Origin of the sequence: Microbaculum marinum (assembly GCF_037855135.1) — a bacterium.
Lineage (GTDB): Bacteria > Pseudomonadota > Alphaproteobacteria > Rhizobiales > Tepidamorphaceae > Microbaculum > Microbaculum marinum.
On the sequence record NZ_JAZHOF010000004.1, the window covers coordinates 329,570 to 352,154 of the forward strand.

The window sequence follows — 22,585 nt, forward strand, 5'->3', positions numbered from 1 at the left end:
ACGCGCGTGCGGGAGTGAAGGCCGGCACCGGAGGGCGGGGGCCCGTGGCCCGTGCGTAGGCCCGCCCGCAGCCCGGATGAAGCCCCCGGATCGCGCCGCTGGCGCGTCCGAGGATAAACTCCGCGCAATCCGGGAGTGCGGCCGCCCGATCCCAAGCCATCCCCGACGGCAACACACCTCCAACGGCAACGCCCCCAACCCCCGCCCCTCATCCTGAGGAGGCCGCGCAGCGGCCGTCTCGAAGGATCGAGGCCCGCGCGCCAACCACGCGCGTTCGGCCTGCACTCGCAGCCAGAGCCGTCGAGCCGGCCCCGTAGCCCGGATGGAGCCCCCGAATCGCGCGGTTGGCGCGTCCGCGGATTAACGCCGCGCAATCCGGGGACGCCGGCTGACCCGACGCGCACCTCCGCCGGCGCGCCGGACGCCTGACGCGGCACCCGGCCTGCGCTGAAGCTATCCCCGACGCGCCAAGGGCGATCCGGGATCACCGCCCCCCCATCACGGCGCGAGTTCGGCCTGGATCATCAGGAAGCCGGAATCGAGGCTGGTGGTGCGGAAGGCGTCGCCTTCGGCGAGCGGCGGGTCGTACATGATCGAAGGTCCGCTGCCGGAATTGTACATGAAGCGGACCTCGGTCGCGACCACGGCGAGCGACTGGCCCTTCCGGATCGGCACGTCGACGTCGAATTCCTCCACGTCGAAGTTCTTGCTGGCGGTGCAGTTGCGCTTGGTCCCCTGATAGTTGACGACGGGGCCGGTGCTGATCGCCTTGACCTTCTCGGTGCCCGGCTTGACGCGGACGACCTGGAGGACGAACGAGCCGGCCGGCGCGCACGCGACCAGCCGGATCTTGTCCACCGTCCCGTTGCGGGGCGCGGTCTCCTTGCCCGCGTTGCCCTGCGCCTCCATCAGCACCCAGGTGCACATCTTGCCCTTGTTGCTGGTGCAGTATTCGGGCGGGGTGAGCTGATGGGTCAGCCTGGCGCCGAAGGTTTCGGCGGCAGCGACGGGGCTTGCGGCCTGAACTGCAAGGGCGGCAACAAGCGCCCCGCACATGCGGGCGGGTATGGTTCGACGTTTCATTGCAATCTCCCACATTCCGATGACGTGCCGCCTTGCGGCCTGCACAACGCCTGCAGGGAAATCTCGTGAATGTCTGCCGTTCAGCAGGTCTTTCCGGTGACGATCTGAAAGCCCAGGATCTCGAGGTTTATGGTCGGCACCTCGACCTCCAGGAAGTAGAAATATTTCGATGTGTTTATCTTCGCCCGTTTGATCTTCGTCTTCGCGGCGCGCCGCACCGTATCGACCACGCCGGGCCCGCTCTTCAGGGTCGCCATCGCCACCGGCGGAACGAAGGCATCGCCTCCGACCGCGAAACTCTTGCGGTTGAGCGAGGCTGTCATCGTGTCGGCGTCGTTGACGTCGCGATAGACCATGGCGACCTCGCAGACGTTGACGCCGGATGCCGGGAACACGACAGGGGCGAAGTAGCGGGCGCCTGCGTCTTGCGGCTGAAGCACGCCCTGGCTGACCAGGGCGCCGTCGGCGGGATCGAAATCGCAGGGACAGTGGCGAACGAGGCCCGCGGCGGAAATCTGGATGACCTCCGCCGAGACGGCCGGCGCAAGTCCGAACATGGCCGCCATCGCAACCGCAGCCGAGTATAAACGGCGCCGGACCTGTTTGTGACGGGAATACTTGTTTCGAAATTCGAAAGAGAAGAACATGTCGGTCTCCTGGGGAGCCATAAAACATGATCTCACAGTAATTAGTGAGCCGGCGCAAGGAGATTTCGGACTGCCGATTACTTGAAAAAGCGACATTCCGGTCGCTTTTCCGCTAGTCGCCGCTGGCGGCGCGACCGTCACCTTCCGCCCTGCGCTACGGTCTTGCCGGAAGCGTCCTCGGGGCCGCTCGCGGCCGCCGGGATCGCAGCGGGGCTGCGGCCTCGCCTCGCCTCACGCCAGCGTGTCGGGGCCGGGGTCGCCGCCGCTGGCGGCGATCGCCAGCCGGTTCAGGTAGTGGGCCCAGCCCCTGGCGTGGCCGGCGCGCTCGGCCTCGTCGGGCAGGCCGCTGTGGGTGAAGCGCACCAGGGTGCCGCCGTTGTGTTCGACGAGGTCGATCTCGATCAGGCCGGAGCCGGGCGGCACGTTGTCGCGCGCGTCCCAGCCGAAGGTGTAGGCGAGCCGGTGCACCGGGATCACCTCGGTGAACCTGCCGCGGGCGACGTGACGGTCGCCGACGCTGACCAGGTAGATGCCGCCGGGGCGCGGCTCCATCGTCGCGCTGCCGCCGAGCCAGCGCATGATCCTGTCGGGATCGGTGAGGAAGGCGAAGACGGTCGCCTGCGGCGCCGCGATCTCGATTTCGGTGTGCACGGTCTCGGACATCGGCGGCCTCCTCCGGCCCGCGTCGCGGGCGCGCCTGGCGATATGTAGGTGCTCCGGCGCGCGCCGCAATCGGGGCGGGGCCGTCCACCACCGTCATGACACGGCGGCCGCGGCGATGCATGATCGCCGCCATGACGCTGCCCGACGTCCTGTCCTTCCTGGTCGACGAGGCCGCCGGCCTGCCCGACGGCGGCGCCGCGCTGGCGGCGCTCGGCGGCAGGCTCGCCGCCGCCGGCCTGCCGCTTGCCGGCGGCGCCCTCACCCAGGCCGCGCCGCATCCGATCATCGCGCGGCGCACCTGGCTGTGGCGCGCCGGGGACGGCGAGGTCATCGAGGCGCTGGGGCTTGGCCAGCGGCCGGCGCCCGCAGCCGCGCTATCCGGGAGCGACCCTGTCGGGCGCGACTGGCTGGCCGGGCTCGGCACCGGCATCGTCCGCCAGGATGTCGTCGGCGCCGCCGCCAACCTTTCCTCAGCCACCCCTTCCTCGGCCGACCCTTCCTCTGCCGATCCCTCATCCGCTGGCCCCGCCGTCCTGGGCTGGGCGGCGCGCCGTCCTCTCCGGGCCGGCGAGGCGGCGCTGCTCGGCGACGTCGCCCGCTTCGCCGCGGCCCCGCTGGCGGTGCTCGCCGCGCGCGCCACGACGGCGGCGCTGCTGGAGACCTATCTCGGCCGGCGCAGCGCCGCCCGGGTGCTGGCTGGCCGGCTGCGGCGCGATGCCGGCGAGACCATCCGCGCCGTGCTGCTCTACGCCGACCTGCGCGGCTTCACCGAACTGTCGGAGGCCGCAGCGCCGGACGAGGTGGTCGCCGCGCTCGGCGACTGGTTCGACCGCATCGCCGGCGCCGTGCACGCCTTCGGCGGCGAGGTTCTGAAGTTCATCGGCGACGGGGTGCTGGCGATCTTCCCGGTCGAGGGGCGCCAGGCGGCGGTGGCCTGCGAGGCGGCGCTGCGCGCCACCGCCGCCGCGCGCGCCGGCATGGACCACCTCGACCGGCAGCGCGCCGGCGCGGGCCGGCCGCCGCTGCTGTACGGCACCGCCCTGCATCTCGGCGAGATGCTGTGGGGCAATATCGGCGCCGCCGACCGGCTCGACTTCACCGCCATCGGTCCGGCGGTCAACCTGGTGAGCAGGCTGGAAGGCCTGTGCCGGCCGCTCGGCCGACCGGTGCTGGTGTCCGGCGCCTTCGCCGCGGAGACGAGCGAGCCGCTGGTCGCGCTCGGCGACCATCCGCTGCGCGGCATCGCCACCCCCTGCCCGGTGTTCGCGCCGGCGCGGTGAGTGAGATCCGTGGCCCGCATGCCTGGCACCCGGCCGGCAGCCCCGCGGCACAGCGACGGCACGGTTCCGGCACCGTCCTGGCACTGTCCCGGCACCGCGGCGGCAGAGGCATGGTGCGGAACTTACTCTGTCGCCGATCGTTCTCCGCATGGAAGCCTTGACCCCATTCCAGGAGAGACCGAGATGGTCGAATCCCGCGCCCGACTGACCACCGAAGACCGCAAGCTCGCCAGGGACGCAGAGCGCGTGCGCTACGACGCCCAGCACAATCCCGTCGACAGGCTCGGGCTAACCTACGGAGATCGCTATCCGAATCCGCCCGCCGGCGAGCCGGCCATCGGCGGCGACCGCCACAAGCAGGCCAAGGGCGGCACGCTCGACCCCTATCATCGCGACGCCCCCGGCGAGGACAGCCCGCAGGGCAGTCCGGAACGGCCCAAGGCGCCGCCCGTGCACCAGGCGACCGAGGACGGCCGGCTCTACGAACCGGCCCGCGAAGAGAAAAAACGGCCGCCCTCCGGCGACTGATCAGGTTAAGTCCCAAACGAAAACGGCGGGCCCGAGCCCGCCGTTTTCTTTAATCATATCAACTGGTTGTCAGTTATCCAGGAAGCTTCTGAGCTTGCGAGAGCGGCTCGGGTGCTTGAGCTTCCTGAGCGCCTTCGCCTCGATCTGCCGGATGCGCTCGCGGGTCACCGAGAACTGCTGCCCGACCTCCTCCAGCGTGTGGTCGGTGTTCATGCCGATGCCGAAGCGCATGCGCAGCACGCGCTCCTCGCGCGGGGTCAGCGAGGCGAGCACCCGCGTGGTGGTCTCGCGCAGGTTCGCCTGGATCGCCGCGTCGATCGGCAGGATGGCGTTCTTGTCCTCGATGAAGTCGCCGAGGTGGGAGTCCTCCTCGTCGCCGATCGGCGTCTCGAGCGAGATCGGCTCCTTGGCGATCTTCAGGACCTTGCGCACCTTCTCCAGCGGCATCGCCAGCTTCTCGGCAAGTTCCTCCGGCGTCGGCTCGCGGCCGATCTCGTGCAGCATCTGGCGCGAGGTGCGGACGATCTTGTTGATCGTCTCGATCATGTGCACCGGGATACGGATGGTCCGCGCCTGGTCGGCGATCGAGCGGGTGATCGCCTGGCGGATCCACCAGGTGGCGTAGGTGGAGAACTTGTAGCCGCGGCGGTACTCGAACTTGTCGACCGCCTTCATCAGGCCGATGTTGCCTTCCTGGATCAGGTCGAGGAACTGCAGGCCGCGGTTGGTGTATTTCTTGGCAATCGAGATGACGAGGCGCAGGTTCGCTTCGACCATCTCCTTCTTGGCGATCCGCGCCTCGCGCTCGCCCTTCTGGACCATGTGGACGATGCGACGGAACTCGCCGATCTCCAGGCCCGTCTCGGTGGCGAGCTGCTGGATGGCGCCGCGAATGTCCTTGGCGGTGTCCTTCTCCGAGGCGATGAAGTCCTTCCAGCCCCTGGCGCCGAGATTGGCGACCCGACGGATCCAGTTCGGATCCAGTTCATGGTCGCGGTACTGGCGCAGGAAGTCCTCGCGGTCGACGCCGTGCGACTCGGCAAGCCGCAGCAGGCGCCCTTCGTAGCCGAGCAGCTTGCGGTTGATGTCGTAGAGCTGCTCGACCAGCGCCTCGATGCGATTCTGGTTGAGCGACAGACTCTTGACGTCGACGACGATGTCTTCCTTGAGCTTCTTGTAGCGACGCTCCTGGCTGGGCGACAGGTGCGTGTTCTTCAGCCGGTTCTCTACGTGCTGGTCCTGCAGGCGGCGCAGCTTCTTGTAGTTTCCGGCGATGTTGTCGAAGGTCTCGACGACCTGCGGCTTGAGCTCGGCCTCCATCGCGGCGAGCGACATGTTGGCTTCGTACTCGTCGTCGTCATCGTCCTCGCCGGACTCGTTGTCGCTCTCGCCTTCCTCTGCCTTGCGCTCAGCCTGCGCGCCGACATGACCGTTCGCCTTGGCCGCGCCATCGCCTTCGCCCTCCGAACCGGAGGGATCTGACGCCACCGGCGCCTTGGCGTCGGGCCCGGCATAGGTCGCTTCCAGGTCGATGATGTCGCGCAGCAGGATCTTGCCGTCGGCCAGTTCGTCCCGCCAGATGATGATGGCCTGGAACGTCAGCGGGCTCTCGCAGAGGCCCGCGATCATCGCCTCCCGGCCGGCCTCGATGCGCTTGGCGATCGCGATCTCGCCTTCGCGCGACAGAAGCTCCACCGAGCCCATCTCGCGCAGATACATCCTGACCGGATCGTCAGTGCGATCGGTCGGCTCCGACTTCGTCGTGGTGGTCGTGACCGCGGTGCGCTGCGCGACGACCAGTTCGCCGCCGCTCTCCTCGTCGCCGTCGCCGCTGTCGTCGCTGTCGTCCGCCTCTTCGGTCTCCACGACGTTGATGCCCATGTCGGAGAGCATCGCCATGGTGTCCTCGATCTGCTCGGAGGTGACCTCCTCGGAGGGCAGCACCGCATTCAGCTCTTCATAGGTGACGTAGCCGCGCTTCTTCGCGGTCTTGATCATCTTCTTGACCGCGGCATCCGACAGGTCGAGCAGGGGACCGTCCGGCGCTTCCGCCTGCTGCTCCGGTGCCGTTTCGGCTTGTTTGGCAGTCGTTGCCATATGCATGTCTCCCGACAAAGGGTTCCGGACGAAGGGTGCCCGGGACCTCGTCCCGGAACTGCAACGACAATCGCGACCGCCGGCTTCAGCCGCGGCTTTCGCGCGTCCCGTCGATCATCCGTGCTACCGTGTGCCCCTTAATCCGCCATTAAAGTTAATTCGAATTCTACCCCGGCCGTCAGTCCGCATCATTCAGAACGCCCGCACAGATCGTCCGGATGCCTGGCCAAAGCCCTCCATCAGCGCCTCGGTACCCTCGGCGTTCGCGAGCTGGGTCTGAATGTCGAACAGCCGCGCCAGATTTTCGTCGCTCGGCTCTGCCTGGAGCGCTATCTCGGCTGCCTTGAGCTCCCTATGTAACGTGACGAGCTTGTGATGCAAGGCCGCCGTATGGTCCCACGCGTGCTCCACGTCAATAGAGGCGGCCCCGGAATCGACCCACCATTCGGCCCGGCCGGACGCGGCCCAGGAGGCTTCCAGCTTCTCGACCAGCGACTCCAGACCGCGTCCGGCGAGACGCCGGCGCAGCTCGGGCGCATCGATGTCCGGGCTCGCGACGATGTCGAGCAGCGCATCGCGCAGATCCGCCAGCTCGCGGTTCGAAATCTCCATCTCCGCTACCATCTCGGCGCGATCGGCGAGAAACGCGGGATGGTTGACCAGAGCCAGCATGAGTATGGCTTCGCGGCGCGGCAGCGTCCGCCGTTCCGAGGCGACCCGGCGCACCAGGTCGGAACTCGCCCTGCCGGCGGCGGGACCCGCCCCTGCCTGGCCGAACTGCTTGCGGCCGCGCGGCGGCTGCCATTGCCGGCTAGCCCCCGCAGGCCGCCGCCCACGTCCCGCCACCCCGGACTGGCGCCCGAAGAACTGCGCCAGCCGATCGCGGAACAATTCGCCATAGTGGCGCCGCACCCGTTCGTCGGCGATGCGACGGACGGTTTCGAGCAGACGCGCCTCGAAGGCGGCACGGCGTTCCGGGGTGTCGAGCGGCGCGGCCTCGACCTCCCGCGTCCACAGCATGTCGGCCAGCGGGCCCGCCTTGCCGATCACCTCCGCCACGGCGGCGGGACCGTCGGCGCGGAGCAAGTCGTCGGGATCCATGCCTTCGGGGAGCATTGCAAACCGCAGGCTCTTGCCGGCCTTGAGTCCTGGCAGCGCCAGGTCGGCGGAGCGGAAGGCGGCGCGCAGGCCCGCCGCATCGCCGTCGAAACAGAGCACCGGCTCGTCGGTTACCCGCCACAGCAGCGCGAGTTGGTCCTCTGTCAGGGCCGTGCCGAGAGGCGCGACCGCATTGGCGAAGCCGGCGCGGGTCAGGGCGACCACGTCCATGTACCCCTCGGCGACGACGATGGTGCCTTTTTCCTGAACGGCGCGCCGGGCTGCGGTCATGTTGAACAGCACCCGGCCCTTGTGGAACAGCTCCGATTCCGGAGAGTTCAGGTATTTCGGCTGTTGGTCGGCCTGCAGCGCGCGTCCGCCGAAAGCGATGACCCGGCCCTGCAGATTGGTGATGGGGAAGATCAGCCGGTCGCGGAACCTGTCGAACGGGACGGCAACGTCGGATCCGGTGATCAGCAGGCCCGCTGCGGCCATTGCCTCGTTGTCGATGCCGAGCTTGCCGAGATGCTCCTTCAATGCATGGCGGCCGCCGGGCGCATAGCCGATCCGGAACTGTTGCTGGATCTTCCGGTCCACCCCGCGTTCCTGCAGGTAGTCTCGGGCGCGGGCGCCGCCGGGTTCGGTCAGGCAGCGCTCGAAGAACGCGGCGGCCGCCTCGGCCACGTCCAGCAGGCCGGCCCGCTCGCGCTCGCGCTTCTCCGAATAGGCGTCGGGCTTGGGCATCGGCACGCCCGCGTCACCGGCGAGACGTTCCACCGCTTCGGGAAAGCTGAGCCCCTCGGTTTCCATGAGAAACCGGAAGATGTCGCCGTGCTTGCCCGACGAAAAGCAGTGGTAGAAGCCCTTCTGGTCGCTGACCGTGAAGGAGGGAGTCTTTTCGGCGTTGAACGGCGACAACCCGATGAACTCCCGCCCCTGCCGGCGCAGTTTCACCTTCCGGCCGACGACGTCGGAAACCGGCAGACGGGCACGTATCTCGTCGAGCAACGAGGGTGGGAAACGCATGAGGGTCAACGATCGCCAGCTAAGGCGCAGAATTATACGGCTGCGAATCGAGTCTTGCGAATCGATTCGATCCGCCTGTGCACGAAGAAAGGGCCCCGGCTTGCGCCGGAGCCCTTGGCCAACACAAAAGCGGATATCCCGCTAGTTCAGCATTCCCTTGACGACGGTGCTTGCCTGGCCGAAGTCGATGCGGCCGGGATAGCGCTCCTTCAGGGTCGCCATGCATTTGCCCATGTCGCGCAGGCCGTGCGCGCCGATTTCCTTGACCACTTCCTCGCAGGCGCCGCGCACCTCGTCGGCCGACATCTGGCGCGGCAGGAAGTCCTTGATGATCTCGATTTCCTCGCGTTCCTGCTCGGCCAGTTCCGTCCGGCCGGCCTCGGCATAGACGACCGCGGATTCCTCGCGCTGGCGGATCATCTTCGACAGCAGTTGGCGGATGTCGTCGTCGCCGACGCTGTCCTTGCCGCCGGTGCGCGCCGCTATGTCGCGGTCCTTCACGGCGGCATTGATGAGACGCAGCGTCGCCATGCGGCGCTTGTCCTTGTCTTTCATCGCTACTTTGAGCGCTTCGTTGATCTGATCGCGGAGCATGATGTCCGTCCCCTTGCCCGAACGGCGGAAGAATACCCCACCGGGCGCGGGGAGCGCAACCAGTAGATAGTCTCCAAACCGTTGATATTTAAGAGATAAATTCTTTTCCCCCGTTTCTTGACGGGGGCGTGTTCGTGTCCTAGCTTCCGCCCGGATCCCGTTTGGCCGTCTTCACTTTCCGCGTGTTCGTCATGAACAGGAACGGCCTCTTTCGGCGCGGATATGTAGGGAGCAATCGATCATGGTGCAAGATCTCGTGGAGGAAGCACCCTCCGGGAGCATGGACGGCTGGAGCGAGCCGGCGACCACCGCCGTGGTCGTCCTGGCCGACGGCACCGTCCTGAGAGGCCAGGGCCTCGGCGCGGTCGGCAAGGCCGTCGGCGAAGTGTGCTTCAACACTGCAATGACGGGCTATCAGGAGATCCTCACCGACCCCTCCTACGCGGGCCAGATCATCACCTTCACCTTCCCGCACATCGGCAATGTCGGCACTAACGACGAGGACATCGAGACGACCAACCTCGCTGCGGCGTCGGGCGTTCTGGGCTGCATCGTCCGCACGCCGATCACGGAGCCGTCCAACTGGCGTTCGGCACGGCATTTCGACGCGTGGCTGAGGGCCCGCGGCATCATCGGCCTTGCCGGCATCGACACGCGGGCGCTGACGACGCTGATCCGGGAAAAGGGCATGCCGAACGCGGTGATTGCCCATGATCCCGACGGCAATTTCGATCTTGATGCCCTCAAGGCAGAGGCCGGCGCCTGGCCGGGGCTGGTCGGAATGGACCTGGTGCCGGCGGTAACCGCAGCCCAGAGCTACGACTGGGACGAAACGCCCTGGGAATGGGGCGAAGGGTACGGCCGACTGGAAGACCCGAAGTACCACGTGGTGGCCATCGACTACGGCATCAAGCGGAACATTCTGCGCCAGCTGGCCGGGCTCGGCTGCCGGGTCACCGTCGTCTCCGCGACCACCGATGCCGAGCGCATTCTCTCCATGAACCCGGACGGGATCTTCCTGTCGAACGGGCCGGGCGATCCGGAGGCGACGGGGGAATACGCCGTGCCGGTCATCTCGAAACTGATCGAGACGGGGCTGCCGGTGTTCGGGATCTGTCTCGGGCACCAGATGCTCGGCCTGTCGATCGGCGCCAGGACCGAGAAGATGCACCAGGGCCATCACGGCGCCAATCACCCCGTCAAGGACCACACCACGGGCAAGGTCGAGATCACGTCCATGAACCACGGCTTCGCCGTCGCCGGCGACAGTCTGCCGGATTCCGCCGAAGAGACGCACCTGTCGCTGTTCGACAATTCGAACTGCGGCATCCGGCTCAAGGGGAAACCCGTGTTCTCGGTCCAGTACCACCCCGAGGCGTCGCCGGGACCGATGGACTCGCACTACCTGTTCACGCGCTTCGTCAATCTGATCCGCGAGAAGAAGGGCGAACCCGCCCTTGGCGAGCGGTAGTCGGCAGGCACCGGACGTCAGGCCGGCAGCGCGCGGAGCTTCAGCGCCACAGTTCGAGAAGCGGGCCTTCGATACCGCCGACCGGATCGCATTCTGGAAGCGCTACCCGCGCGATGTTCTCATCGGCGCGGGGTCGTTCGCCGGGTTCTCCCTTGAGGAGATCCCAGTCCTGCCCGGCAGGGTAGGCACCGACCACCAGGAAGTCGTCGCTCGAACTCAGCCGCTTGTGGCCGACTCCCACCGGAATCACCACGGCGTCGCCGGCTGCGATGTCGAATGCCCGCCCCTCCGGCCCGCCCAGCAGCACCCGCGCGGATCCCCTGGCGACGCCGAGCACTTCGTGGGCCGTGGAATGGTAGTGGTGAAAGGGATAGATGCTGGCGCGCCAGGCCGGCTGCCAGCCGTTGCTTTCGAAGAGAGCCTCGAAGCCCTCCGCACTTGCGGCCTTAGGGTCGATCACGGCATGGAAGATCAACACCGGCATTCGGCTGTTCGGAATCCGGCCGTCATCGGCCAGATGCACCGCCGTGATAGGCGGAACCGAAACGAAATCCTGGACGGCCATCTGCAGTTCCTGGCGGCTGAATGCACGAAACGCCTATGCTGCACCGCAACACACCCTTTGTCCAGAGATCGTTGCGGCCTGTAGGCGGTATCGGCCAACGCCGTTAAAGGCGGTTGGTATTGAAGGTATCGCAGGCGTACATTCGACCCTCCTGCAACCCGGTCATGAACCAACGCCGCCGCTGTTCCGAAGTTCCGTGGTTGAAGCTGTCGGGAACGACGTATCCCTGGGTCCGCTTCTGGATCGCGTCGTCGCCGATCTGGGAGGCGGCGTTCAGCGCCTCCTCGATATCGCCCTGTTCCAGCAAGCCCTTCTGGCTGGTGTCGTGGGCCCAGACGCCTGCCAGGCAGTCGGCCTGCAGTTCGACCCGCACGGACAGTTCGTTTGCCTCGCTCTGCGAGACACGCTGCCGCATCTCGTTGAATTTCGGCAGGATGCCCGTGATGTTCTGGATGTGATGGCCGACCTCGTGGGCGATGACGTAGGCCTGGGCGAAGTCCCCCGGCGCATCGAACCGCCGCCGCAGCTCATCGTAGAAGGACAGGTCGATATAGACCTTCCGGTCGCCGGGGCAGTAGAACGGCCCGGCCGCCGATTGCGCAAATCCGCAGGCTGATCGGATGGCGCCGGTAAACAGGACCAGTCGCGGCTCCTCGTAGTCCTGGCCGAATTCGCTCCGGAACACGTCGCCCCAGGTTTCCTCGGTGTCTGCCAGCACCACGGACACGAACTGCGCCATCTCGTCATTCGCGGGAGGCGACGGCGCCTCGCCCTGCGGCATGGTCGGCGCCATTCCTCCGTCGATGCCCTCGATGAGCGTCAGGGGATTGACGCCGAGCAGCATCGCCACCACGACGATGACGACAAGGAAGCCGATGCCGCCCAGTCCTGCCCGGCTTCCGCCTCCCCCGGGAAGACGGACGCCGCTACCGAAGCCGCCTCCCATCGACGCGCCGCGCCGGTCTTCAACGTTGCTGCTGCCTCGCCGGCCTCGCCATCGCATTGTCGGGTCTCCTCGCTGCGAGAACGACTGTAGGCCGCGCCGGGTTCCGGCGGCAACGAACCGCACGCGCTCCGGGCCCCCGGTCGCCGGAATCGAAACGGGGCGCGACCCGGCGGTCGCGCCCCGTTTTCGCATCTACATCGTCAGATCAGCCGAAGAATCGGCTCGCCCGGCGAAGCAAGGCATTGAGCCGGCAGTTCAACGTCGCCGACATGTGCATGTCCATCTTGCCGGGACCGCGCGCGGCGCGGGATATCAACAGGTCGACCAGCATGGCACCTCCTCTCCGGCTCCCGCATCCGAAAATCGGCTTGATCGAGAGCACCAAGTGCGCTTTCGTGATGCCATAATGTGCACTGTGTGCGAGTCAGTCAAGCGAAAAAGCGCACACGGTGCATATCGAGTTGGTGAAATTTACGTGACGTAGTAAGGGGCTGGTTAATATGCCGAATTCGGCGAAAGGCGGCTTGTCGATGTCCTCCGGAGAGTTCCGGACATGGCGCAAGTCTATGGGATTAAAGCAGAAAGATGCCGCCGAGGTACTCGGCCTGAAGAAGCGGATGATCCAGTACTACGAAAAGGGCGAGCGCGACGGAAAGCGCGTCTCGATCCCCAAGACGGTCCGCCTCGCCTGCTACGCGGTCATGCAGGGTATAGGCGATTTCGACGGCAACGACGTGACGCCCCTCTCCGACGATCTTCGCTCGTCCGGCGACGACGATTCCTGAGGACGCGAATCCGTCGTTCGGCCGGTGCTACGAATTCCCGCCGCGCGGGCTTCCGCCGCATTGCATTTTCCCCTATGTATCGCGCCCGGCCAATCGAGACATGAACGACAGCGCGCCATCGCACCGCATTCTGCGGCGCGCCCCGCCCGCTTAAGCAAACGCGCCGGAGACGAATGCCAAAACGCACCGACATCCAATCCATTCTGATCATTGGCGCCGGTCCGATCGTGATCGGGCAGGCCTGCGAGTTCGACTATTCCGGAACGCAGGCGGTCAAGGCGCTGAAGGACGAGGGCTACCGCGTCATCCTGGTCAACTCCAATCCGGCCACGATCATGACCGACCCGGAACTTGCGGATGCGACCTACATCGAGCCGATCACGCCGGAAGTCGTGGCCCGGATCATCGAGAAGGAGCGCCCGGACGCCCTGCTGCCCACCATGGGCGGCCAGACAGCGCTCAACACGGCGCTCTCCCTCAACCGCGACGGCGTCCTGGAGAAATACGGTGTGGAGATGATCGGCGCGCGCGCCGACGTGATCGACAAGGCCGAGGACCGCGAACTGTTCCGCGAGGCGATGAAGGGGATCGGCCTGGAGACGCCTCGCTCCCTGCTCGCCCATTCGCTGGTCGAAGCGCTTCCCGCGCTCGACGAGATCGGCCTGCCGCTGATCATCCGCCCCTCCTTCACCCTCGGCGGACAGGGCGGCGGCATCGCCTACAACCGGGAAGAGTTCCTGGAGATCATCGAACGCGGCGTCGATGCCTCGCCGACCAACGAGGTGCTGATCGAGGAATCGGTGCTCGGCTGGAAGGAATACGAGATGGAGGTCGTCCGCGACAGGGACGACAACTGCATCATCATCTGCTCGATCGAGAACATCGATCCGATGGGCATCCACACCGGGGATTCGATCACTGTCGCGCCGGCGCTGACGCTGACCGACAAGGAATACCAGATGATGCGCAACGCCTCGATCGCGGTGTTGCGGGAGATCGGCGTCGAGACGGGCGGGTCGAACGTGCAGTTCGCTCTGAACCCGGAAGACGGGCGGCTGGTCGTCATCGAGATGAACCCGCGGGTGTCGCGCTCATCCGCGCTCGCATCCAAGGCGACCGGCTTCCCGATCGCCAAGGTCGCGGCCAAGCTCGCCGTCGGCTACACGCTCGACGAGCTCGAGAATGACATCACCGGCGGAGCGACGCCGGCCTCCTTCGAGCCGACGATCGACTATGTCGTCACGAAGATCCCCCGGTTCGCCTTCGAGAAGTTCCCCGGCGCCGAGCCCGTGCTGACCACCTCGATGAAGTCGGTGGGCGAAGTGATGGCGATCGGCCGCACGTTCGCCGAATCCCTCCAGAAGGCCCTGCGCGGCCTGGAGACGGGACTGACCGGTCTCAACGACATCGAGATACCGGGACTCGGCGAGGGCGACGACAAGAACGCCCTGCGCGCGGCACTCGGCGCGCCGACCCCGGATCGCATCCTGAAGATCGCCCAGGCGCTGCGGGTCGGCGCCTCCGAGGAGCTGATCCACGGTTCGTGCAAGTACGATCCTTGGTTCATCGCCCGGATCCGCGAGATCGTCGAGATGGAGGAAAAGGTCCGCAGGCTGGGACTGCCGCAGACCACCGGTTCGCTGCGCCGCCTCAAGTCGATGGGCTTTTCCGACGCGCGCCTTGCCGAGCTGGCAGGCACCGACGAACAGAGCGTCGCCTCGCTGCGTGAGCGTCTCGGTGTTCATCCGGTCTACAAGCGCATCGATACCTGCGCGGCGGAGTTCGCCTCGCCGACCGCCTACATGTACTCCACCTACGAGGGTCCCTTCGTAGGCGAGCCGGTCGATGAATCGGACCCCAGCGAGGCCGGCAAGGTCATCATCCTCGGCGGCGGCCCGAACCGGATCGGCCAGGGCATCGAGTTCGACTACTGCTGCTGCCATGCCGCCTTCGCGCTGGAGGAGATCGGCATCGAGTCGATCATGGTCAACTGCAATCCGGAGACCGTGTCGACGGACTACGACACGTCGGACCGGCTCTATTTCGAGCCGTTGACAGCCGAGGACGTCCTCGAGATCGTTCGCATCGAGCAGTCGAAGGGGACGCTGTTGGGCGTCATCGTCCAGTTCGGCGGTCAGACGCCGCTGAAACTCGCCCAGGCACTGCAGGAAGCGGAGGTTCCGATCCTCGGCACCTCCCCCGACATGATCGATCTTGCCGAGGACAGGGACAGGTTCAAGCGGCTCCTCGACAAGCTGCGGCTGCGCCAGCCCAAGAACGGCATCGCCTACTCGATCGAACAGAGCCGTCTCGTTACCGCCGAGCTCGGGTTCCCGCTGGTCGTCCGGCCGTCCTACGTGCTCGGCGGCCGCGCCATGGCGATCATCCACAACGAGGACATGTTCGACGCATATCTGCTCGGCACCCTGCCGGCGCTGGTGCCCGAGGACGTCAAGGCGCGCTACCCCAACGACAAGACCGGACAGATCAACACGGTCCTCGGCAAGAACCCGCTGCTGTTCGACAGCTACCTGTCGTCTGCCATCGAGGTTGATGTCGACGCGCTGAGCGACGGCAGGGACGTCTTCATCTGCGGCGTGATGGAGCACATCGAGGAGGCGGGGATCCATTCGGGCGACTCGGCCTGCGTCCTGCCCCCACATTCCCTGTCGGACGAGACGATCGCCGAACTGGAACGCCAGACCAGGGCGATGGCGCTCGCCCTGGAGGTCGGCGGTCTGATGAACGTCCAGTATGCGATCCAGAACGGCGACATCTACGTGCTCGAGGTCAACCCGCGGGCCAGCCGGACCGTCCCGTTCGTGGCCAAGACCATCGGCGTTCCGATCGCCAAGGTCGCTGCCAAGGTGATGGCCGGCAAGCCGCTGTCGGGCTTCGGCCTGCTCAACAAGCCACTCGGGCACATAGCGGTAAAGGAAGCGGTGTTCCCGTTCGCGCGCTTCCCCGGCGTCGACACGGTGCTCGGCCCGGAGATGCGGTCGACGGGCGAGGTCATGGGACTTGCCCGCAACTATCCGCTTGCATTCGCGAAATCGCAGCTCGGGGGTGGCACGCGGGTGCCGGTTGAGGGAACGGTCTTCGTCTCGGTTCGCGACGACGACAAGCCCGGCATCCTGAAGGCGGTACGAATCCTCGCCGATACCGGTCTGAAGATTGTCGCGACCGGGGGGACCCAGCGATACCTGGAGGCCCAGGGGATTGCCTGCAGCAAGATCAACAAGGTCCTGGAAGGCCGTCCCCACATCGTCGACGCCATCAAGAACGGCGAGGTGCAGCTCGTCTTCAATACCACCGACGGCGCCCGCGCATTGTCGGACTCACGTTCTCTGAGGCGTACGGCGCTGCTTCATCGTGTGCCATACTATACCACCGTCGCCGGCGCCGTGGCGGCGGCCGAAGGCATCCGCGCGATGGCAACCGGCACCCTTGAAGTCGAGCCCCTTCAGGCCTATGTGGGCGCCGGTCCGGGGAAATCCGAACCGGAAGCGGCCGACGCAGCCCGCTAGAGGCACGCGGGTTAGCCCCCGGAAAAGAGGGCATTGCGCTTTCGCCGCGCATATCCGAACATTTCGGGATTGTCTCGGCGCCGGGCGTACCGGTCAGCGGGCGATGATTTGGAGTGACCACGTTCGATGAACAAGATACCGATGACTTCCGAGGGGTATGCGGCTCTCGATGCGGAACTGAAGCGACTGAAGCAGGTCGAGCGCCCGCGAATCATTCAGGCGATCGCGGAAGCGCGCGCCCACGGCGACCTTTCGGAAAATGCGGAATATCATGCCGCCAAGGAAGCCCAGGGCATGAATGAGGCGCGCGTGGCTGAACTCGAGGACAAGCTCGGCCGCGCCGACGTGATCGACATTTCCAAGCTTGCCGGCGACACCATCACCTTCGGGGCGACGGTCAAGATCGTCGACGAGGACACCGATGAAGAGAAGGTCTACCGGATCGTCGGCGATATGGAAGCCGACGTGAAATCGGGAAAGATCTCGATTTCCTCCCCGATCGCGCGCGCCCTGATCGGCAAGAAGGCCGGCGATTCCGTGGAAGTCGCCGCTCCGGGCGGAGCCCGCGGTTACGAGATTCTCGAAATCCGCTTCTGACCCCAGTTCCCTTCGAGGTGTCTAGACGCCCTCGCGCCGGATCGACGCGCCGAGGGCGTTCAGGCGTTCGTCGATCCGCTCGTAACCGCGCTCGATCTGGTCGGCGTTGTGGATGACGCTGGTGCCGTCGGCGCACATGGCGGCGATCAGGAGGGCCATGCCGGCGCGGATGTCCGGCGAGGTCAGATTGGCGGCACGGAGCTTGCTCGGGCCGGAGACCAGGACCCGGTGCGGATCGCACAGGACGATCCGGGCGCCCATGCTGATCAGCTTGTCCACGAAGAACAGGCGCGACTCGAACATCTTCTCGAAGATCAGGATGACGCCTTCGCACCGCGTCGCGGTCACCACGGCGATCGACATCAGGTCCGCCGGGAACGCCGGCCACGGCTGATCCTCGATCTTGGGGATATGGCCGCCGAGGTCGGACTGTATGCGCATTTCCTGGGCCGCGCCGACCAGAACATCATCGCCGTCGAACTCGCAGCGGACGCCGAGCCGCTCGAAGTTCATTCGGATCGCCCGGAGGTGCGCGACACCGGCGTCCTTGATCCGCAGTTGGGAGCCTGTCACCGCCGCGAGTCCGATCAGCGACCCGACCTCGATGTGGTCGGGCCCAATCGCGTGCTCGGCACCCGACAGGCTGGACGCGCCGTGAACCGTCATCGTGTTGGTGCCGATACCCTCGATCCGCGCGCCCAGGGCGGAGAGGAACTCCGCGAGATCCTGGACGTGCGGCTCTGAAGCCGCGTTGCGGAGCACCGTGGTTCCCTCCGCATGAACGGCCGCCATCAGGGCGTTCTCCGTTCCGGTGACGCTCGGCTCGTCCAGGAACACGTCCGTTCCCTTGAGCCGCGAGGCGCGGAAGCGGTAGTTCCGCGAACTGTCGACCTCGGCCCCAAGCTGCTGGAGGGCGAGGAAGTGCGTATCGACGCGCCGCCGGCCGATCACGTCGCCGCCAGGCGGCGGCAGCGTCACCTCGCCGCAGCGCGCCAGCAGGGGCCCGGCCAGCAGGATGGAGGCCCTGATACGGGCGCACGCTTCCGCGTCGAGATCGACCGACCGCACCTCCCGCGCGTGTATGCGCAGCGACTGGCGGCCACTCCACTCCGCCTCCGCGCCCAGCGAGCGGATCAGCTCCACAAGCGTCTCCACGTCGCGAATGCGGGGCACATTCGTCAGCGTCACCGGCTGGTCGGTCAGCAGCGTCGCGGCGATGATCGGCAGGGCGGCATTCTTGTTGCCGGCCGGCGTGATCGTGCCGGACAGGCTCCTACCGCCTTCGACCACATATCGGATGCCACTCATGCTTGGTTCCCGTCGGTTGGGGTTGTTCTCGCCGGGGCGGGCAGCTCTGCCTGCCTCAGAGCGCGTCGAGGGGCACGGCAGGCTCGTACTTGGATTGCCGGATCGTCAGGGTCGTCTTGACGCTTCTCACGTTGGTCGCCCCGGTCAGCTCGATGATGAAGGTCTGAAAGGCGCGCAGATCCTTCGCCGCGCATTTCAGCAGGAAGTCCACTTCGCCCGACAGCATGTAGCATTCGCGAACGATCGGCCAATCCGCCGCTCGTTCCTCGAAGGCGATGAGGTCGGCTTCGGCCTGACTGGCAAGGCTCACGTAAGCAAAGGCGGAAACGTCGAACCCGAGGCTCTTTTCGTCGAGCAGGGTGCGGTATCCCCTGATGATTCCCGCCTCCTCCAGCGCCCGCACCCGTCTCAGGCACGGCGGGGCGGAAATGCCGACGCGCTTGGCCAGTTCGACATTGGTGATGCGCCCGTCGACCTGCAGTTCCCGCAGGATCTTCCAGTCGATCTGATCCAGACGTGCCTTCAAGTGGGTTCTCGGGTGTGCGGCGGTTCAGAAGATAGCGCCACTGGAATAATCATTGCGCGCTCGCGACACAATATGTCGCGGATTCCTTCGATTCGGTGACGCAACCGAATTTATTTGACTCTGGCAATTAATTATTTGACTATATCAATCAAATGAGGTTCGCCAGCATGCCCGCTTCCGATCACGACATATCCGCCCTGCGCCGGTTCACCCGCTTCTATACGCGACAGATCGGCCTGCTGGACGATTTCCTGCTGAAGACGCAGTTCTCCGTTTCGGAGTCGCGGGTGGTCTACGAAATCGCCAACGGGGCCAGTCTGACCGCCAGCGACCTTACCCGGGATCTCGGCATCGATCCCGGCTATCTGAGCCGCATGCTGCGCGGCCTGGAAGAGAGGGGCCTGCTGGTGCGCCAGCCGTCGGAAACGGACGGCCGCCGGCAGATCCTGACCCTTACCGAAGCCGGCCGCCAGGCCTTTGCCGGGCTCGACGAGGCTTCCGCGAAACAGGTCGGAAACCTGTTGGACGCCATGTCCGAGCCGGACCGCAAACGCCTCCTGCAGGCGATGGCGACGGTGCAGGAACTGCTCGGCGGCGAACCGCAATCCGCCGCGCCGATCGTCCTGCGGCCGCACCGACCCGGCGACATGGGCTGGGTCGTTCACCGCCATGGTGTTCTCTATGCGCAGGAATACGGATGGGACGAGACCTTCGAGCCGATGGTCGCCGACATCGTCGCATCCTTCATCCGCAACCTCGATCCCGGACGCGAACGGTGCTGGATCGCCGAGCGCGACGGGCGCATCCTGGGCTCGGTCTTCCTGGTTCGCGAAAGCGACGAAGTCGCCAGGCTGCGATTGCTCTATGTCGAGCCGGAGGCACGCGGCACCGGCCTCGGCCGGCGCCTCGTCTCCGAATGCCTCCGGTTCGCCCGGGCCAGCGGATACCGGTCCGTCACCCTGTGGACCAATGACATCCTCCACGCCGCCCGGAAGATCTACGAAAGCGAGGGGTTCCGCCTCGTGGAAGAGGAAAGGCATCGCAGTTTCGGCCACGACCTGGTCGGCCAGAACTGGGTACTCGAACTCTAGCCCCTGTCGGCATCGACGACGCCGCGCAGATGACAGCCACGCGGTAAAGGTCTATGTCCGCCGCGACACGACATCAGGCCGGACATACATGTTGACCCGCACAGACGACCCCCTCGACTACCTGACCGGCTGGGCGCTGACCGCCGGAGGGTCGGGCCACGAGGTGCAGTGCGTGGGAATCCTCGAGGCGCTCGGCATCTCACCCGAGATCAAGCGGGTGGCGCCGGGCAGGATCTTCCGCAGCCTCGCGCCGTGGGGTCCGGCTGCGCCGGACGGCTCGATCGCCCCGCCGTGGCCGGACGTGCTGGTGGTGTCGGGACGCCAGTCGATCCCCTATGCCCGGATGATCCGCCGCCGGTCGGGCGGCAGGACGGTCGTCGTCGCGCTGCAGAGCCCGGGCGCACCGGCGAACTGGTTCGACCTCGTCTGGGTGCCGGAGCACGACCGGCTTCGCGGCGACAATGTCATCGCCACCCTCACCTCGCCGCACCGCCTGACCCGGCAACGGCTCGCAGCCGAAGCCGCGGCCCACGCAGACGGGGTCGCCCACCTGCCCCGCCCGCTGGTCACCGTCCTCGTCGGCGGCGCGAGCGGCGCCTACACGTTTCACAGCAAAGAAGCGCGAAGGCTTGCCGATGACCTTGCGACGTATGCGCGAAGACACGGTTGCGGCATGCTGGTGACACCGTCACGACGCACCGGGCACGGCAAGGTCGCCATCCTGAAGGAGCGCCTGGCCGGAACTCCGGCCGTGGTGTGGGACCTGGCTGGCGAAAATCCGTACTTCGCCTATATGGGATTGGCCGACGCATTCATCGTGACATGCGATTCGGTGAACATGCTCGGCGAGGCCGCGTTCACGGGAAAGCCCATCTATGCGTACCGGCTTCCCGGCGGTACCTCGAAATTCGCGCAATTCCAGGAGGACTTGGTCGAATATGGTGCGGTACGCTGGTTCGACGGCGGGTTTGATCGCTGGACCTATGCACCATTAGATGCCACAACACGGGTCGCCGACGCGGTCCGCCAGTTGTTAGCCAGTCGCCTTCGGCACCCCCAGATTGCAGAGTAGACTTCCAGATACGGTGTGATCCGATGTCCCTGCTCGACTACGAAGCGCTCAAGCGCACAGATCTTCAGACCGAGCCCTACGAATGGCTGATCGTGCCTGATTTCGTCCGCGCGGAGGTCTTCGACGAGATCCTTGCCGACTATCCGGATGTGCCCGGGCCCGGCTCCCATCCGCCGAGCGAACTTACCATCGCGGGGCGCTTCGCCGACCTGATGAAGGAACTCGACGGACCAGTATTCCAGGGGCTCGTCGAGGAGAAGTTCGCCGTCGACCTTTCAGACAAGCCTACGATGTACACCGTGCGCGGTTTCTGCCGGAAGTCCGACGGCAAGATCCATACCGATTCCGAGACCAAGATCATCACCGTACTTCTCTACATGAACCAGCGCTGGGATGCCGACGGCGGCCGCCTGCGCATCCTGAAGAACGGCACCGACCTGAACGACTACGTCGCGGAAGTGCCGCCGCACGGCGGGACCCTGTTGATCTTCAAGCGGTCGCAGAATTCGTGGCACGGTCACGAGCCGTTCGAGGGCCAGCGGCGCGCCGTCCAGATGAACTGGGTGACGACCGCCGGTGTGGTTGCCTACGAACAACGCCGGCACCGTCTTTCCTCGACGCTGAAGAAGCTGAATCCAAAGAACTGGGTCGCCTCCGCCTGAGGCGCCCCCTCACTCCGTACGGAACGAGACAGTACGCAACGGACGCGCCATGCCTCATCACAGCTCCAAAGTCATCATCATCGGCTCGGGACCGGCCGGATATACCGCTGCGATCTATGCGGCGCGCGCCATGCTCGAGCCGATCCTGATCCAGGGTCTCGAGCCCGGCGGGCAGCTCACGATCACGACAGACGTGGAGAACTACCCGGGATTTGCCGACGTCATACAGGGACCGTGGCTGATGGAGCAGATGGAGAGGCAGGCCTCTCACGTCGGCACCACGCTGATCCGCGACCATATCGTCGATGTCGACTTTACCCGCCGGCCGTTCCGGCTCACAGGCGATTCCGGTGACGAGTACGTGGCGGGCGCGATCATCATAGCGACCGGTGCCCAGGCCAAGTGGCTTGGCCTGCCGTCCGAGCAGAAGTTCAAGGGGTTCGGCGTCTCCGCCTGCGCCACCTGCGACGGTTTCTTTTACCGAGGCAAGGAAGTGCTCGTGGTCGGCGGCGGCAACACCGCAGTCGAAGAGGCGCTCTTCCTGACAAATTTCGCCTCCAAGGTCACCATTGCACATCGCCGCGACAGTTTCCGCGCCGAGAAGATCCTGCAGGATCGACTGTTCAAGCACGAAAAGGTCGAGGTGATCTGGGACACCGTGGTGGAGGAGATCGTCGGTACCGATACTCCCCCGGGCGTCACGGGCGTGCGGTTGAAGAACGTCCACACCGGTTCGACCAGTGACCGCAACTTCGATGGTGTCTTCGTCGCGATCGGCCATGCCCCGGCCACGGAAGTGTTCAGGGGCAAGGTCGATATGCGGGCGAACGGCTATATCATCACCGAGCCCGGCACGACGAATACGAGCATACCGGGCGTGTTCGCCGCCGGCGACGTGACAGACGAAACCTACCGGCAGGCCGTAACCGCGGCGGGCATGGGCTGCATGGCGGCGCTCGACGCGGAGCGCTACCTTGCGGAAGTGCAGGAACGCGCTGCCGCGGAATAAGACGAATCCG

21 protein-coding genes are annotated in these 22,585 nt (G+C 66.0%); 10 read left to right on the forward strand and 11 right to left on the reverse strand.

Annotation, left to right across the window (positions count from 1 at the left end; translation table 11 throughout):
* Window positions 1-498: 498 nt before the first annotated feature.
* The 3 genes from V3328_RS11540 to V3328_RS11550 all read right to left on the reverse strand — a co-directional run bounded on the left by V3328_RS11540 (window position 499) and on the right by V3328_RS11550 (window position 2,393).
* Complete coding sequence (locus tag V3328_RS11540; RefSeq protein WP_340329809.1) at window positions 499-1,083, reverse strand: hypothetical protein; 585 nt, start codon at window positions 1,081-1,083, stop codon at window positions 499-501.
* A gap of 80 nt (window positions 1,084-1,163) precedes the next feature.
* Complete coding sequence (locus tag V3328_RS11545; RefSeq protein WP_340329810.1) at window positions 1,164-1,640, reverse strand: hypothetical protein; 477 nt, start codon at window positions 1,638-1,640, stop codon at window positions 1,164-1,166.
* A gap of 321 nt (window positions 1,641-1,961) precedes the next feature.
* A complete protein-coding gene (locus tag V3328_RS11550) occupies window positions 1,962-2,393 on the reverse strand; it encodes an SRPBCC family protein (protein ID WP_340329811.1) in 432 nt (143 codons plus the stop codon).
* A gap of 131 nt (window positions 2,394-2,524) precedes the next feature.
* Between V3328_RS11550 and V3328_RS11555 the strand changes: the two genes are divergently transcribed.
* Complete coding sequence (locus V3328_RS11555) at window positions 2,525-3,673, forward strand: adenylate/guanylate cyclase domain-containing protein (protein WP_340330052.1); 1,149 nt, start codon at window positions 2,525-2,527, stop codon at window positions 3,671-3,673.
* A 183-nt stretch (window positions 3,674-3,856) separates the two neighbouring features.
* Window positions 3,857-4,201, forward strand: coding sequence for a hypothetical protein (locus tag V3328_RS11560; protein ID WP_340329812.1), 345 nt, complete (start codon window positions 3,857-3,859; stop codon window positions 4,199-4,201).
* Window positions 4,202-4,270: 69 nt separating this feature from the next.
* Here the strand turns inward: V3328_RS11560 and rpoD are convergent, their stop codons facing one another.
* The 3 genes from rpoD to V3328_RS11575 form a co-directional block, all read right to left on the reverse strand.
* Window positions 4,271-6,298 (reverse strand): RNA polymerase sigma factor RpoD, encoded by a 2,028-nt coding sequence (gene rpoD, locus V3328_RS11565; RefSeq protein ID WP_340329813.1) that lies wholly within the window; start codon window positions 6,296-6,298, stop codon window positions 4,271-4,273.
* A gap of 192 nt (window positions 6,299-6,490) precedes the next feature.
* Window positions 6,491-8,422, reverse strand: a complete 1,932-nt coding sequence (gene dnaG, locus V3328_RS11570; protein WP_340329814.1) for a DNA primase — start codon at window positions 8,420-8,422, stop codon at window positions 6,491-6,493.
* 141 nt (window positions 8,423-8,563) lie between these two features.
* On the reverse strand, window positions 8,564-9,016 hold the full coding sequence (locus V3328_RS11575; RefSeq protein ID WP_340329815.1) for a GatB/YqeY domain-containing protein: 453 nt from the start codon (window positions 9,014-9,016) through the stop codon (window positions 8,564-8,566).
* A gap of 280 nt (window positions 9,017-9,296) precedes the next feature.
* Between V3328_RS11575 and carA the strand changes: the two genes are divergently transcribed.
* Complete coding sequence (gene carA / locus V3328_RS11580; RefSeq protein ID WP_340330053.1) at window positions 9,297-10,487, forward strand: glutamine-hydrolyzing carbamoyl-phosphate synthase small subunit; 1,191 nt, start codon at window positions 9,297-9,299, stop codon at window positions 10,485-10,487.
* Between the two features lie 40 nt (window positions 10,488-10,527).
* On the opposite strand, the gene V3328_RS11585 is transcribed toward carA, so the two are convergent.
* The 3 genes from V3328_RS11585 to V3328_RS11595 all read right to left on the reverse strand — a co-directional run bounded on the left by V3328_RS11585 (window position 10,528) and on the right by V3328_RS11595 (window position 12,329).
* Complete coding sequence (locus V3328_RS11585) at window positions 10,528-11,052, reverse strand: hypothetical protein (protein WP_340329816.1); 525 nt, start codon at window positions 11,050-11,052, stop codon at window positions 10,528-10,530.
* 103 nt (window positions 11,053-11,155) lie between these two features.
* A complete protein-coding gene (ypfJ, locus tag V3328_RS11590) occupies window positions 11,156-12,055 on the reverse strand; it encodes a KPN_02809 family neutral zinc metallopeptidase (protein ID WP_340329817.1) in 900 nt (299 codons plus the stop codon).
* 148 nt (window positions 12,056-12,203) lie between these two features.
* Entirely contained in the window at window positions 12,204-12,329 is a 126-nt protein-coding gene (locus V3328_RS11595; RefSeq protein WP_340329818.1) for a hypothetical protein, read from the reverse strand.
* A 199-nt stretch (window positions 12,330-12,528) separates the two neighbouring features.
* Between V3328_RS11595 and V3328_RS11600 the strand changes: the two genes are divergently transcribed.
* The 3 genes from V3328_RS11600 to greA all read left to right on the forward strand — a co-directional run bounded on the left by V3328_RS11600 (window position 12,529) and on the right by greA (window position 16,907).
* Window positions 12,529-12,783, forward strand: a complete 255-nt coding sequence (locus tag V3328_RS11600; RefSeq protein WP_340330054.1) for a helix-turn-helix domain-containing protein — start codon at window positions 12,529-12,531, stop codon at window positions 12,781-12,783.
* A gap of 173 nt (window positions 12,784-12,956) precedes the next feature.
* Window positions 12,957-16,310 carry a carbamoyl-phosphate synthase large subunit gene (gene carB / locus V3328_RS11605; protein ID WP_340329819.1) on the forward strand — a complete coding sequence of 1,118 codons (3,354 nt, stop codon included), beginning with the start codon at window positions 12,957-12,959 and terminating at the stop codon, window positions 16,308-16,310.
* 126 nt (window positions 16,311-16,436) lie between these two features.
* Window positions 16,437-16,907 carry a transcription elongation factor GreA gene (gene greA / locus V3328_RS11610; protein ID WP_340329820.1) on the forward strand — a complete coding sequence of 157 codons (471 nt, stop codon included), beginning with the start codon at window positions 16,437-16,439 and terminating at the stop codon, window positions 16,905-16,907.
* 21 nt (window positions 16,908-16,928) lie between these two features.
* Here the strand turns inward: greA and murA are convergent, their stop codons facing one another.
* Both murA and V3328_RS11620 read right to left on the reverse strand, forming a co-directional pair.
* Window positions 16,929-18,215 (reverse strand): UDP-N-acetylglucosamine 1-carboxyvinyltransferase, encoded by a 1,287-nt coding sequence (gene murA / locus V3328_RS11615; RefSeq protein WP_340329821.1) that lies wholly within the window; start codon window positions 18,213-18,215, stop codon window positions 16,929-16,931.
* Between the two features lie 55 nt (window positions 18,216-18,270).
* Window positions 18,271-18,741: an Lrp/AsnC family transcriptional regulator gene (locus V3328_RS11620; RefSeq protein ID WP_340329822.1), complete on the reverse strand. Its 471-nt coding sequence runs from the start codon at window positions 18,739-18,741 to the stop codon at window positions 18,271-18,273.
* 167 nt (window positions 18,742-18,908) lie between these two features.
* Here V3328_RS11620 and V3328_RS11625 point away from each other — a divergent pair, with 167 nt between their 5' ends.
* From V3328_RS11625 to trxB, 4 genes are all read left to right on the forward strand, one after another.
* Window positions 18,909-19,832 carry a bifunctional helix-turn-helix transcriptional regulator/GNAT family N-acetyltransferase gene (locus V3328_RS11625; RefSeq protein WP_340329823.1) on the forward strand — a complete coding sequence of 308 codons (924 nt, stop codon included), beginning with the start codon at window positions 18,909-18,911 and terminating at the stop codon, window positions 19,830-19,832.
* An 88-nt stretch (window positions 19,833-19,920) separates the two neighbouring features.
* Window positions 19,921-20,904, forward strand: a complete 984-nt coding sequence (locus V3328_RS11630; protein WP_340329824.1) for a mitochondrial fission ELM1 family protein — start codon at window positions 19,921-19,923, stop codon at window positions 20,902-20,904.
* 23 nt (window positions 20,905-20,927) lie between these two features.
* Window positions 20,928-21,566 carry a 2OG-Fe(II) oxygenase gene (locus V3328_RS11635; protein ID WP_340329825.1) on the forward strand — a complete coding sequence of 213 codons (639 nt, stop codon included), beginning with the start codon at window positions 20,928-20,930 and terminating at the stop codon, window positions 21,564-21,566.
* Window positions 21,567-21,615: 49 nt separating this feature from the next.
* Window positions 21,616-22,575: a thioredoxin-disulfide reductase gene (trxB, locus tag V3328_RS11640; protein WP_340329826.1), complete on the forward strand. Its 960-nt coding sequence runs from the start codon at window positions 21,616-21,618 to the stop codon at window positions 22,573-22,575.
* The last annotated feature ends 10 nt before the right edge of the window (window positions 22,576-22,585 follow it).

Coding starts and splice junctions, on each gene's coding strand:
- V3328_RS11555 (WP_340330052.1), top strand. CDS start 2,525: ATGACGCTGCCCGACGTCCTGTCCTTCCTGGTCGACGAGGCCGCCGGC.
- greA (WP_340329820.1), top strand. CDS start 16,437: ATGAACAAGATACCGATGACTTCCGAGGGGTATGCGGCTCTCGATGCG.
- V3328_RS11585 (WP_340329816.1), bottom strand. CDS start 11,052: ATGGCCGTCCAGGATTTCGTTTCGGTTCCGCCTATCACGGCGGTGCAT.
- V3328_RS11540 (WP_340329809.1), bottom strand. CDS start 1,083: ATGAAACGTCGAACCATACCCGCCCGCATGTGCGGGGCGCTTGTTGCC.
- V3328_RS11595 (WP_340329818.1), bottom strand. CDS start 12,329: ATGCTGGTCGACCTGTTGATATCCCGCGCCGCGCGCGGTCCCGGCAAG.
- V3328_RS11600 (WP_340330054.1), top strand. CDS start 12,529: ATGTCCTCCGGAGAGTTCCGGACATGGCGCAAGTCTATGGGATTAAAG.
- V3328_RS11625 (WP_340329823.1), top strand. CDS start 18,909: ATGCCCGCTTCCGATCACGACATATCCGCCCTGCGCCGGTTCACCCGC.
- carA (WP_340330053.1), top strand. CDS start 9,297: ATGGACGGCTGGAGCGAGCCGGCGACCACCGCCGTGGTCGTCCTGGCC.
- V3328_RS11630 (WP_340329824.1), top strand. CDS start 19,921: ATGTTGACCCGCACAGACGACCCCCTCGACTACCTGACCGGCTGGGCG.
- V3328_RS11575 (WP_340329815.1), bottom strand. CDS start 9,016: ATGCTCCGCGATCAGATCAACGAAGCGCTCAAAGTAGCGATGAAAGAC.
- rpoD (WP_340329813.1), bottom strand. CDS start 6,298: ATGGCAACGACTGCCAAACAAGCCGAAACGGCACCGGAGCAGCAGGCG.
- dnaG (WP_340329814.1), bottom strand. CDS start 8,422: ATGCGTTTCCCACCCTCGTTGCTCGACGAGATACGTGCCCGTCTGCCG.
- carB (WP_340329819.1), top strand. CDS start 12,957: ATGCCAAAACGCACCGACATCCAATCCATTCTGATCATTGGCGCCGGT.
- trxB (WP_340329826.1), top strand. CDS start 21,616: ATGCCTCATCACAGCTCCAAAGTCATCATCATCGGCTCGGGACCGGCC.
- V3328_RS11635 (WP_340329825.1), top strand. CDS start 20,928: ATGTCCCTGCTCGACTACGAAGCGCTCAAGCGCACAGATCTTCAGACC.
- murA (WP_340329821.1), bottom strand. CDS start 18,215: ATGAGTGGCATCCGATATGTGGTCGAAGGCGGTAGGAGCCTGTCCGGC.
- ypfJ (WP_340329817.1), bottom strand. CDS start 12,055: ATGCGATGGCGAGGCCGGCGAGGCAGCAGCAACGTTGAAGACCGGCGC.
- V3328_RS11545 (WP_340329810.1), bottom strand. CDS start 1,640: ATGTTCGGACTTGCGCCGGCCGTCTCGGCGGAGGTCATCCAGATTTCC.
- V3328_RS11560 (WP_340329812.1), top strand. CDS start 3,857: ATGGTCGAATCCCGCGCCCGACTGACCACCGAAGACCGCAAGCTCGCC.
- V3328_RS11550 (WP_340329811.1), bottom strand. CDS start 2,393: ATGTCCGAGACCGTGCACACCGAAATCGAGATCGCGGCGCCGCAGGCG.